At 44.7% G+C, this 12,857-nt stretch carries 10 protein-coding genes; all 10 read left to right on the top strand.

The annotated features are described in order from the left end of the window. Window positions 1-226: 226 nt before the first annotated feature. The 10 genes from icd to coaE all read left to right on the top strand — a co-directional run bounded on the left by icd (window position 227) and on the right by coaE (window position 12,850). Entirely contained in the window at window positions 227-1,498 is a 1,272-nt protein-coding gene (gene icd, locus CVD19_RS05790; RefSeq protein ID WP_180953545.1) for an NADP-dependent isocitrate dehydrogenase, read from the top strand. Window positions 1,499-1,623: 125 nt separating this feature from the next. Then, window positions 1,624-2,562, top strand: coding sequence for a malate dehydrogenase (gene mdh, locus CVD19_RS05785; RefSeq protein WP_101580918.1), 939 nt, complete (start codon window positions 1,624-1,626; stop codon window positions 2,560-2,562). A 127-nt stretch (window positions 2,563-2,689) separates the two neighbouring features. Next, on the top strand, window positions 2,690-3,166 hold the full coding sequence (locus CVD19_RS05780) for a MaoC/PaaZ C-terminal domain-containing protein (RefSeq protein ID WP_101580917.1): 477 nt from the start codon (window positions 2,690-2,692) through the stop codon (window positions 3,164-3,166). 155 nt (window positions 3,167-3,321) lie between these two features. Further along, window positions 3,322-4,038 carry a response regulator transcription factor gene (locus tag CVD19_RS05775; protein ID WP_101580916.1) on the top strand — a complete coding sequence of 239 codons (717 nt, stop codon included), beginning with the start codon at window positions 3,322-3,324 and terminating at the stop codon, window positions 4,036-4,038. Continuing rightward, window positions 4,035-5,801 carry a two-component system histidine kinase PnpS gene (gene pnpS / locus CVD19_RS05770; RefSeq protein ID WP_101580915.1) on the top strand — a complete coding sequence of 589 codons (1,767 nt, stop codon included), beginning with the start codon at window positions 4,035-4,037 and terminating at the stop codon, window positions 5,799-5,801. The genes CVD19_RS05775 and pnpS overlap by 4 nt, the downstream gene beginning before the upstream one ends. A 337-nt stretch (window positions 5,802-6,138) precedes the next feature. Beyond that, window positions 6,139-7,104, top strand: a complete 966-nt coding sequence (hflK, locus tag CVD19_RS05765) for an FtsH protease activity modulator HflK (protein ID WP_101580914.1) — start codon at window positions 6,139-6,141, stop codon at window positions 7,102-7,104. Beyond that, on the top strand, window positions 7,097-8,032 hold the full coding sequence (gene hflC / locus CVD19_RS05760) for a protease modulator HflC (protein ID WP_101580913.1): 936 nt from the start codon (window positions 7,097-7,099) through the stop codon (window positions 8,030-8,032). The genes hflK and hflC overlap by 8 nt, the downstream gene beginning before the upstream one ends. Before the next feature lie 195 nt (window positions 8,033-8,227). Next, window positions 8,228-10,864: a DNA polymerase I gene (gene polA / locus CVD19_RS05755; RefSeq protein ID WP_101580912.1), complete on the top strand. Its 2,637-nt coding sequence runs from the start codon at window positions 8,228-8,230 to the stop codon at window positions 10,862-10,864. A 20-nt stretch (window positions 10,865-10,884) separates the two neighbouring features. Next, the gene (gene mutM, locus CVD19_RS05750; RefSeq protein ID WP_101580911.1) at window positions 10,885-11,712 is read left to right on the top strand and encodes a DNA-formamidopyrimidine glycosylase; all 828 of its coding nucleotides are present in this window, start codon (window positions 10,885-10,887) and stop codon (window positions 11,710-11,712) included. Between the two features lie 541 nt (window positions 11,713-12,253). Next, window positions 12,254-12,850 carry a dephospho-CoA kinase gene (coaE, locus tag CVD19_RS05745; RefSeq protein WP_101581070.1) on the top strand — a complete coding sequence of 199 codons (597 nt, stop codon included), beginning with the start codon at window positions 12,254-12,256 and terminating at the stop codon, window positions 12,848-12,850. Window positions 12,851-12,857 lie beyond the last annotated feature (7 nt).

Genomic DNA, 12,857 nt, shown 5'->3' with positions numbered 1-12,857 from the left:
AGACACAGCATTTTACTTTTAAGAGAAAAATTGCTGTAATAGGAGTGTACAACAAGCAGGTCCGCCACTTCAGCCAAACCGCAGTTTTTACTTTATGTAAAAAGAAGGTTAGCAGGCTCAACCAATCTGCTAACCTTCGATTCTGATGCCGGGATATCCAGGGCAGAAAAACCGCTTCCGGCTTAAGGGTGGACAGGCGAGCATTACTACATTGGAGGGAGAAATAATTATGCAAGGTGAAAAAATCACGGTTCAAAATGGAGTATTGAACGTACCAAACAACCCGATTGTCCCGTTTATCGAAGGAGACGGCACAGGGCCCGATATTTGGGCAGCCTCTGTCAGGGTGCTTGATGCAGCAGTCGAAAAAGCGTACAAGGGTGAACGCAAAATTGTCTGGAAGGAAGTGCTTGCAGGAGAGAAGGCTTTCAACCAGACGGGAGAATGGCTTCCTGCAGAAACATTGGAACTGATCAATGAATATTTAATTGCCATCAAAGGACCTTTAACCACACCGGTCGGCGGCGGCATCCGCTCGTTGAACGTTGCGCTTCGCCAGGAACTCGACCTGTTCGTGTGCCTGCGTCCCGTGCGATGGTTTGAAGGGGTTCCATCTCCGGTGAAACGCCCCCAGGATACTGATATGGTGATTTTCCGTGAAAATACTGAAGATATTTATGCCGGAATCGAATATGCCAGCGGTTCCGATGAAGTGAAAAAGGTGATTGATTTCCTTCAAAAAGAAATGGGTGTCAAGAAAATCCGATTCCCTGAAACATCAGGCATCGGAATTAAACCTGTTTCCGAAGAAGGTACAACCCGTTTGGTGCGGGCGGCTCTCAACTACGCGATCAAAGAAGGCCGCAAGTCACTTACGCTTGTACATAAAGGCAATATCATGAAATTTACTGAAGGTGCCTTCAAAAACTGGGGCTACGAACTTGCTGAAAAAGAGTTCGGAGACAAAGTATTTACATGGGCCCAGTATGACCGGATCAAAGAAGAGGAAGGTACAGAAGCAGCCAACAAAGCACAGGCGGACGCTGAGGCTGCAGGTAAAATTATCGTGAAGGATGCCATCGCTGATATTTTCCTCCAGCAGATCCTGACTCGTCCAAAAGAGTTTGATGTCGTTGCAACAATGAATTTAAACGGTGATTACATTTCCGACGCACTGGCTGCACAGGTGGGCGGTATTGGAATCGCACCTGGTGCAAACATCAACTATGAAACTGGCCATGCGATTTTTGAGGCTACGCATGGAACTGCCCCTAAATACGCCGGGCTGGACAAAGTAAATCCATCCTCTGTCATCCTTTCAGGCGTGTTGCTGCTTGAGCACCTGGGTTGGATTGAAGCTGCCAGCTTAATCATAAAATCAATGGAGAAAACAATTGCTTCAAAAGTGGTTACCTATGATTTTGCCCGCCTTATGGAAGGTGCAACAGAGGTTAAAGCCTCTGAGTTCGGAACTGAATTGATCAAAAATATGGAATAATGAAGCTGGGCTATTCTTAATGCTGGAATAGCCCTTACTTAAACCTTATAATCGGAACATTTATCATTTTGCTATGACTGTAGCGTAATGATTATCATTCGATTCTGAATTGAGGAGGAACCGGCATGTCATTGAAGCGTAAAAAGATTTCAGTTATCGGTGGAGGTTTCACTGGAGCCACTACCGCATTTTTGCTCGCTCAAAAGGAGTTGGGAGATGTTGTCCTTGTGGACATCCCACAACTGGAAAATTCAACAAAAGGGAAAGCTTTGGATATGCTTGAAGCAAGCCCTGTCCAGGGGTTTGACGCAAATATAACAGGAACTTCAAATTATGAGGACACGAAAGACTCCGATATCGTTGTCATCACTGCAGGGATCGCACGGAAGCCGGGCATGAGCCGGGACGACCTTGTCCAGACAAACCAGAAGATCATGAAGAGCGTTGCCCAGGAAATTGTCAAGCACTCTCCTGATTGCTTTATCCTTGTCCTGACGAATCCAGTAGATGCCATGACGTATACGATTTTCAAGGAATCAGGATTCCCCAAAAACCGTGTTATCGGACAGTCCGGCGTTCTTGATACTGCCCGCTTCCGGACATTCATTGCACAGGAACTGAACCTGTCTGTTAAAGACGTTACAGGTTTTGTTCTTGGCGGCCACGGGGATGACATGGTTCCGCTAGTACGCTACTCTTATGCAGGTGGAATTCCGCTTGAAACGTTAATTCCAAAAGACCGGCTGGAAGCCATCGTTGAGCGCACACGCAAAGGCGGCGGGGAGATCGTCAACCTTCTTGGAAATGGCAGCGCCTATTATGCCCCAGCCGCATCACTTGTGGAAATGGTTGAGGCAATCCTGAAAGACCAGCGCCGCGTTCTTCCTTCAATTGCTTATTTGGAAGGTGAGTATGGCTATGAAGGAATTTATCTCGGCGTCCCGACAATCCTCGGTGCGAATGGAATAGAGAAAGTCATCGAGCTTGAGTTGACAGCCGATGAAAAAGAAGCACTTGATAAATCTGTGGAATCTGTCCGCAGCGTAATGTCTGTGCTGGTATAACATAAAATGGTACATGGGTTTAGACCATTATCACAAAAAAATCGGGGCCTTTCCCCGATTTTTTTACAATTTAAATCTTTAATAAAATAATTATGTATCACCGCAAATTCATTGGAGGTGCCCGCGTATGCTGCTTGGGAGAAAACGCAAGCTTGGAAGGAATATTGACGAAATCTCTATTGGCGAGAAACTTTCACTGACTGAAAAGATAGAAGATAAAGACTTGCTTTTATATCTGGGCCTGACCAACGATGCAAACCCGCTATACATACAGCATGATTACGCGTCGCAAACTCCTTATGGAAAACCGATTGTTCCGGCGATCATGCTTGGAGGCATCGTGACTTCTGCAGTTTCAAAATACCTTCCCGGGCCAGGAAGCCATATTTTAAAGCAGGACCTTGAATTTATAAAGCCTGTTTATCATTACAGCACAGTCCAGTTTTTACTTGAGGTTACAGAGGTCAACAAAAGCAGCCATTCTGTAGAAATCCTTGTAACCGGTAATAATGAAGAAGAAGAGCCTGTATTAAAGGGCAAAATTCTCGTCTGCCCGCCCCACTTGCAGCAGAAAATGGACGGCAACGCACTGGATAACTTTTAATCCTGAGATACAAGCATGTATCTCTTTTTTTGTGTGAATCAGTGATCTCTTCACAGGAAAAGCCTAACTATTGATTATCCGCGATTGTTTTATATTATAATAATAGTTAAGCAATTGGATGAAGCCGGGGTTAATAAAAATTATTGGAGGCTTTTATGGAAAAAAAAGTGCTGGTTGTCGATGATGAACAATCAATCCTGACGTTGCTGCAGTATAATCTTGAACAGGCAGGCTACCGGGTTGTCACAGCAATGGATGGTGAGGAGGGCAAAAATCTTGCCTTGGCAGAGAATGCTGATCTGATCATTTTAGATTTGATGCTTCCAAAGCTTGATGGCATTGAAGTTTGCAAGCAGCTTCGCCAGCAGAAAATAATGACACCCATCTTAATGCTGACTGCCAAAGATGACGAGTTTGATAAAGTTCTTGGCCTTGAGCTTGGTGCGGATGATTATATGACTAAGCCTTTCAGCCCGCGGGAAGTTGTGGCCAGGGTAAAAGCCATTCTTCGCAGGGCACAGCACAATAAAGAAGGGCAGGAGAATATGCAGGACGATGCATCCCAGCTCAAGATTGGAGAGCTGAAAATCCTGCCGGAGCATTATGAAGCCTATTTTGCCGAAGAATTGCTGGAACTTACACCAAAAGAGTTCGAATTGCTTTTATATCTCGCAAAACATAAAGGCCGTGTCCTGACAAGGGACCAGCTGTTAAGCGCAGTATGGAACTATGACTTTGCCGGGGATACAAGGATTGTTGATGTACATATCAGCCATTTAAGAGAGAAAATCGAACATAATACGAAAAAGCCATCATATATCAAAACAATCAGGGGACTTGGATACAAGCTGGAGGAACCAAAAGCAGAATGACAAAATATCGGACAAGGCTGGTTGTGGCGCTGATTACGCTGATCATTGGCGTTTTGGTCGGCCTAGGGCTGCTCTTGGGACAACTTTTCAAAAATTATTATGTCAACACCTTCAATGAACGCCTCAAAAAGGAAGCCAGCATCGTCACAACATATGTAGAGGAAAACGGCGGCCTTGCCAGGCTGAACGAGGATGAAATCTCCAAAATGAGCGATTTGCTTAATGCCCGTGTGACCCTTGTGGACCTGGATGGGAACATCCGTTATGATTCAGGGGAAATATCCAATATAAATATGAGAGAGCACCAGGACATTATCCGGGATATTGTCTCGGAACGGCCGGAGAAAGAAAATGAACTTAAAGTCGGGGGCAAATATGATCTCCATTATTACTGGCACCCGCTAAATTCTGATGGTGAAAAAGATGGATACACATTCCTGACAATCAAAATCAATGAACTTAAAAAAGCTTACCGCCAGATCTGGTGGCTGCTCTCCATCAGCCTCGGCCTTGCTTTGATCGTTATCATATTGCTGGTGACCCGGATTACGGCCAGGTACACAAAGCCGATTGAAGCTGCCACAAATGTTGCTATTGAACTCGCAAAAGGAAACTATCGTGCGAGGACATATGAAGACCATATTGACGAAACAGGTATGCTCAGTGCTTCAATTAATATATTGGCGAGGAATCTGCAGGAGCTTATGAAAGCGCAGGAGATTCAGCAGGATCGGCTGGGCACCCTGATTGAACATATGGGAAGCGGTTTAATATTAATTGACAGCAAAGGTTATATCAACCTGATCAACAGGGCGTACAAGGATATTTTCCATGTTGATCCCGGTGAATATTTGTACAAGCTGTATTACGATGTCATTGAACATCGGGAAATTACCAATATGATTGAAGAAATTTTCATGACTGAGCAAAAGGTCAGGAAACAGGTTTTACTTCCTATCGATATTGAGCGGCGCCATTTTGAAGTTTACGGGGTTCCCATAATAGGCACCAATAATGTATGGAAAGGGATTTTGCTCGTTTTTCATGACATTACCGAGCTGAAGAAGCTTGAACAGATGAGGAAGGATTTTGTTGCAAATGTATCGCATGAACTAAAAACACCCATTACTTCAATTAAGGGTTTTTCCGAGACCCTGCTGGATGGTGCGATGAATGATAAGAATACTCTTGAGGCGTTTCTGTCGATTATTTTAAAAGAAAGCGACAGGCTGCAGTCGCTGATCCAGGATTTGCTCGACCTGTCCAAAATTGAGCAGCAGGGCTTTAAACTCGAGGTCCAGCCATTCGATGTGACAGAGGCAATATCCGAAGTTGTCACGATATTAAATGGCAGGGCAGAGCAGAAGAACATTGCGCTTGAATTCAAGGACAATGGCAGCAATGTCATGATTGAGGGTGATGTTGACAGACTGAAGCAGGTATTCATCAACCTGGTGACCAATGCTTTAAACTACACCCCAAATGGCGGCAAGGTGTCAGTCACTGTAAAAGAGAACTCAAGCTCGGTGACAATTAAGGTAAAAGATACAGGCATAGGGATTGATAAGGAAGAAATCCCGCGGATTTTTGAGCGCTTTTACCGTATTGATAAAGCAAGGAGCAGAAATTCAGGCGGTACAGGATTGGGCCTTGCAATAGTAAAACATATTGTTGAAGCACATAAAGGCAGCATAGAGGTTAAAAGCGACATTGGAAATGGCACAGTATTCAGCATCAAGCTTTTTAAAGTATTCCCGAAATAAACATGATGTTTGTTCAGGTGAATGGAGGTTCTGTCGGATAGGGTATCCACCAAAAACGGATTCATTCAAGATAATTCTAGAGATTCCTGGAAGTTTACAGTACTTTTACATCCTGTTTATTTCGACTTTACAATTTCTTGATAGAATGATTTGTGAAAACCCCTTCATCCAAGGAGCAACGAAAAGGGCACAGGCAGACCCCGCCTGTGTCCTTTTTCGTGTGCAACAGTTATTTTAATGGACGTTTGCCGCTTTTTATTTTGCCATTTGCTGAAACCTTTAACAAGAAAGGCCGTAATATTAGACAAAGATAGATAAAGGGAAAGAAGGGGAAACGATGATTAGTTTGAAAAGGGTTTATGTCGTGATAGGCATTGTGTTTCTGGCGTTATTTGTAAGTTTGCTTGCTTTTACGACCTGGTACACAGTTGATGAATCCGAACAAGCCGTGATCCTGACATTCGGTAAGGTGGAGGAAGGAATAAGTGATGCAGGCCTTCATTTCAAACTTCCCTGGCCGATACAGAGTGTAGAAAAACTCTCCAAGGAAACATTCAGTCTCCAGTTCGGCTATGAAGAGAAGGATGGGGAGATCAAGGAATTTCCGGACGAAACAAAAATGATCACAGGTGATGAAAACATTGTGCTTGCGGACCTTGTCGTCCAGTGGAAAATAACCGACCCTGCGAAATATCTTTATAACGCAGACGATCCAAAGGAAATATTATATGACGCGACCTCAGCTTCAGTCCGGAGCATCATCGGAAGTTCAAAAATTGATGATGCCCTTACTTCTGGAAAAGCTGAAATCGAAGCTGATGTCAGGGATTTGCTGTCATCCCTTGTTGGAAAATATGATATGGGTGTTTCCGTGCTTGCGGTAAAGCTCCAGGATGTGGAACTGCCAAACAAGCAGGTCCGGAAAGCGTTCACCGATGTTACGGATGCGAGGGAAACGATGAATACGAAAATAAATGAAGCGAACAAGTACCGCAATAAACAGATGAATGAAGCCGAGGGAGAAAAGCAGGCCCTCATCTCAAGGGCACAGGGGGAAAAAGCGGCCAGGATTGAACACGCCAGGGGCGATGTGGCCGTATTCAATAAACTGTATGAAGAATACAGGAAAAATCCTGAAATTACACGACAGAGGATTGTGATTGAGACACTCGAACAAGTGCTGCCCGGATCAGAAATATATATCATGAATGATGACGGGAATACGATGAAATATTTCCCGATCCGCCCTCTGGAAACGGAAAAACCGAAGTCGGAAAAAGAAGGCAGTGAAAACAATGGCTGATCAAAATATAATCAATTTAAAAGAACGTGGTGGCAGCCCTTTAAATTTGCGGAAGTATATAAACATCGGCCTTTTCCTCATTATTTTGATTGCCGGACTGGTCCTGTTTTTCACGAATGTCTTTATCGTGAAGGAAGGTGAGTATAAAGTCATCCGCCAGTTTGGCGAGGTTGTCAGGATCGTTAAGGAGCCTGGCCTCACATATAAAATTCCATTTGTCCAAAGCGTGACGACTCTCCCAAAATACCAAATGACATATGACGTATCACAGGCAGAAATCAATACAAAGGACAAAAAGCGGATTTTGATTGACAACTATACGATCTGGAAAATTGAAGATCCGAAAAAAATGATCGCAAATGCCAGAAATCTTGGCAACGCTGAGTCCCGGATGGAAGAATTTATCTACTCTGTAGTCAGGGCGGAGCTGGGGCAGCTTAATTATGAAGACATTATCAACGATGAAAAATCTTCAAGGGGGTCGTTAAACGACCGGGTTACGGAAAAAGTGAACGAACTTCTCGCTAATGATGAGTATGGAATTGTTGTAACAGATGTCAGAATGAAGCGGACTGACCTGCCGGCAGAAAATGAAAAGTCCGTTTATACAAGGATGATTTCTGAACGTGAATCCAAAGCACAGGAATATATGTCAATGGGCGATGCAGATAAAAATGTGATTATTGCAAAAACAGACCAGGAAGTACAGGAAATTCTGGCCAAAGCCCAGGCTGATGCCCAAGCCATCCGAGGCGAAGGGGAAGGGGAAGCTGCGAAAATCTATAACGAATCTTTTTCAAAGGATCAGGAATTCTACTCAATGTTCCGGACACTTGAATCGTACAAGAAGACAATCAACGGGAAAACGGTGATCGTGCTGCCATCGGATTCCCCGTACGCCCGCTTGTTGATGGGGTACACCGAATAGCGCGTGCACGAGGTGAGGATAACAGTATTCCTGACACCACCAATTCAATAAAACACCATACAGCCCGTTATTTTTCTTTCTCTTTTGACTCATGATAAAATAGAGAAGAAAAATAGCGGTCTTTTTATATATATATAGCTTTTAAAGTACTATTCAGCACGCGGGTTGCCGTGTGATCGCAGGGGAGGATCAGTTTTGAAGAAAAAATTGGTGTTAATTGACGGAAACAGTATCGCATACAGGGCGTTTTTTGCGCTTCCGCTGTTAAATAATGATAAAGGTGTGCATACGAACGCGGTTTACGGATTTACGATGATGTTGATGAGGATCATGGAGGAAGAAAAGCCAACCCATATGCTTGTTGCATTTGACGCCGGCAAAACGACCTTCAGGCATAAAACATTTAGTGAGTATAAAGGAGGCAGGCAAAAAACTCCGCCCGAGCTTTCCGAGCAGTTTCCTTTTATCCGTGAGCTCCTTAACGCATACGGAATCCCGCAGTATGAGCTGGAAAACTATGAGGCTGATGACATCATCGGCACTCTTTCGCTGCTTGCCGAGCAGGAAGGCTTTGAAACGAGGGTGATTTCCGGAGATAAGGATTTAACGCAATTAAGCTCAGATAAAACGACTGTCAATATTACAAGAAAAGGGATTTCTGAAATTGAGGAGTACACTCCTGATCACATTAAAGAGAAATACGGGCTGACCCCTGGCCGGATTATTGACATGAAAGGTTTGATGGGAGACGCCTCCGATAATATTCCCGGTGTCCCTGGTGTAGGGGAAAAAACGGCTGTCAAGCTGTTAAAAGAATTTAATACTTTGGAAAACCTGCTCGATTCCATTGATCAGGTGAGCGGCAAAAAGCTTCAGGAGAAGCTTCAGGAGTTTAAAGAACAGGCGTTGATGAGCAAAGAGCTTGCCACGATAACAAGGGAAGCTCCTGTTGAGATAAGTCTGCCGGAGATTGAGTATAAAGGATATGAAAGAGAGAATGTCCTGAAAATTTTTAAAGAGCTCAACTTTAATTCCTTGCTGGACAAGCTGGGGGCTGGCGAAGAAGAAGGCATACAGGAAGCGGAGTTTGAGGAAATCAGCTTTGAAATTCCTGATGAAATCACGGACGGCCTGTTTGCGGACGAAAATGCTTTTTACGTTGAAATATTGGATGATAATTACCATTACGCTGACATCATCGGCTTTGGACTAGTTAATGAAAAAGGGAACTTTTTCATTTCCCCGGAAAAGGCCTATCAATCCAAAGCGTTTAAAAAATGGGCGGAAGATGAAACGAAGAAGAAGACTGTGTACGATGCAAAAGCTTCTGAAGTTGCCCTTCGCCACCGGGGAATCCATTTAAGAGGGGCGGATTTCGATCTGCTGCTAGCTTCATATATCATCAATCCATCCGAATCATCAGAGGACGCCGCTGCAGTCGCAAAGCAGCATGGATTTACAAACCTGCAATCAGATGCCTCATTTTATGGGAAAGGCGCAAAACGAAGTGTGCCGGAAGAACATAAGCTTGCGGAGCATCTTGTCCGGAAGGCGGCTGCCCTGGATGCCTTAAGGGAAAAACTTGAGGCTGAATTAAAAAGCAACCATCAATACGAATTGTTTACTGAGCTCGAAATGCCTCTGAGCCTTGTGCTCGCGGACATGGAATTCCAGGGTGTAAAACTGGACCTTGCCAGGCTGAAAAAAATGGAGGAAGAGATTTCCGAGCAGTTGATGCAGATCGAAACGCGAATCTATGACTATTCCGGGGAAAGTTTCAATATCAATTCTCCAAAGCAGCTTGGTGTCATTCTTTTTGAAAAGCTGGGCCTCCCTGCTGCGAAAAAGACGAAAACAGGATATTCAACATCCGCCGACGTTCTGGAAAAATTGGAGGCAAAACACCCGATCATTAAGGAAATCCTGAACTACCGGCAGCTTGGAAAGCTGCAGTCCACATATATTGAAGGGCTGCAAAAAGTCGTAAATCCGAGGACGGAAAAGGTCCATACCCGGTTCAACCAGGCATTGACCCAGACCGGACGGTTGAGTTCAACGGATCCGAACCTGCAAAATATACCAATAAGGCTTGAAGAAGGCCGGAAAATCCGGCAGGCATTTGTGCCTTCAGAGGAAGGATGGGTGATTTTCGCCGCTGACTATTCCCAAATCGAACTCAGGGTGCTGGCCCATATTGCCGGGGATGAAAAGCTGGTCGAAGCGTTTCAGGAAGGCCTTGACATTCATACGAAAACCGCAATGGAAGTGTTCCATGTCGGAGCCGATGAAGTGACTTCCAATATGCGGCGCCATGCCAAGGCCGTGAACTTTGGCATTGTATACGGAATCAGTGATTACGGACTGTCTCAAAGCCTGGGAATCACCAGAAAAGAGGCCGGCCAATTTATTGACCGCTACCTGGAAAGCTATCCTGGGGTAAAGGAATATATGGAGGATATTGTAAAAGATGCGAAACAAAAAGGTTATGTCTCCACCTTGCTGCAGCGAAGAAGATATATTCCCGAAATTACAAGCCGAAACTTCAACCTCCGCAGTTTTGCAGAGAGAACGGCGATGAACACACCTATACAGGGAAGTGCCGCAGATATCATTAAAAAAGCGATGATTGAAATGGCTGACAGATTGAAAGTGGAGGGCTTGCGGGCGCGTTTGCTGCTGCAGGTTCACGATGAACTGATTTTTGAAGCGCCTGAGGATGAAATTCAAAAGCTAGAGAAACTTGTTCCTGAAGTCATGGAGCACGCGGTTGAACTAAAAGTGCCATTAGTGGTGGATTATTCATACGGCCCGACCTGGTTTGATGCTAAATAATTGATTAGAGGTGGATGTACTTGCCTGAACTTCCAGAAGTTGAAACGGTCAGAAGGACACTCGAAGCGTTGGTTATTCAAAAAAAAATCGACCATGTTTCTGTCTTCTGGCCCAAAATGATTAAAAATCCCGCAGAAATCGAACAGTTTAATGATGCCCTTAAGGGCCAGTCGATTCATGAAATCGGCAGACGGGGAAAATTCTTGATTTTTTATACAGAAGACTATGCGCTGGTATCGCACCTGAGGATGGAAGGGAAGTATGGCCTGTTTCCAGGACAGGATCCAGTAGATAAGCATACACATGCCATATTCCATTTTACAGATGGGACGGAATTGCGGTATAAAGATGTCCGGAAGTTTGGAACTTTTCATCTATATAAAAGGGGCACGGAATTTGCACAGGCACCGCTGACTGATTTAGGGCCCGAACCGTTTTCGCAAACATTTTTCGTGGAAGAACTTGCAGCAAAGCTTTCAAAAACGAACCGCAAGGTGAAGACTGTACTGCTTGATCAGCGAGTATTGGTTGGGCTCGGCAACATTTATGTAGATGAAGCACTGTTCCGTGCCGGCATCCATCCGGAACGAATCGCTAATTCACTAACAGATGAGGAGATTGTCGTCCTGCACAGGGAAATTATCAATACCCTCACAGAAGCAGTTGAAAAAGGCGGCAGCACAATCCGGTCCTATATTAATTCACAGGGGCAAATCGGCATGTTCCAGCTCCAGCTTTTAGCTTATGGCCGTAAAGGGGAACCGTGCAATACGTGCGGCTCCCCGATAGAAAAAACGGTTGTTGGAGGAAGGGGCACGCACTACTGCCCTAACTGCCAGAAGCTTTAAAACATATAGCAGGGGCGGAATTTCCAGATTTGTTCCAACAGCACGTTCAAAAGGAGTTTATGCCCGGGGATTCCTGCGTTTTTATGCAATAGAAAGGCTCTAAAGCACTTTAAGGAAGCGGTATTCCATGCTTTGGTAGTAGAAGGGCTCTAAAGGACTTTAGGGGAGAGAGAACCCATACTTTGGTCGAATAGAAGGCCTCTAAAGGACTTTAGGGCAGCGGGAACCCATGCTTTGGTCGAATAGAAGGCCTCTAAAGGACTTTAGGGCAGCGGGAACCCATGCTTTGGTCGAATAGAAGGCCTCTAAAGGACTTTAGGGCAGAGTGAACCCATGCTTTGGTCGAATAGAAGGCCTCTAAAGGACTTTAGGGCAGAGTGAACCCATGCTTTGGTCGAATAGAAGGCCTCTAAAGGACTTTAGGGCAGCGGGAATCCATGCTTTGGTCGAATAGCGCTTCTAAAGGACTTTAGAGCAGGAGAATCCTCAATTTTGTCCAATAGAAATGGCTCTTAAGGATACCCAGAAAGGATATGACATTATGTCTTTAGTGATCGGTCTGACTGGAGGAATTGCCAGCGGGAAAAGCACAGTCTCGAATATGTTAATAGATATGGGCCTGACCGTCATCGACGCAGACATCGAAGCGCGGAACGCTGTTGAAAAAGGAGAAAAAGCCTACAAAGAAATCGTTCACCATTTTGGGCAAGACATCCTTGCAGAAGACGGCACGATCGACCGGGGCGAATTGGGGGCCATTATTTTTCACGACGAGCAAAAGAGATTGCTGTTAAATTCAATTGTCCATCCTGCAGTACGGGAAAGAATGCTGATAAAAAAGCAGAATGCGGAACAGCAAGGGGAAAAAGCCGTAATCATGGATATTCCTCTTTTATTCGAAAGCAGGCTGACCTATATGGTGGATAAAACGATTGTTGTTTTTGTCGATCAAGACACTCAACTCGAAAGGCTGATCAAACGGAACGGATTCACCGAGGAGGAAGCAACCGCCAGAATTGCCGCGCAAATGCCGCTATCTGAGAAAGTAAAACTGGCAGACGCCGTGATTGATAACAACGGAACAATTGAAAATACGAAAACTCAGCTTCAGCAGATTTTAGCTGAATGGGGAATTTAAAAGGGCC

The organism is Bacillus sp. T33-2, from assembly GCF_002860205.1.
Classification (GTDB): Bacteria; Bacillota; Bacilli; order Bacillales; family Cytobacillaceae; genus T33-2.
This window is presented reverse-complemented; position numbering and strand designations above follow the sequence as displayed.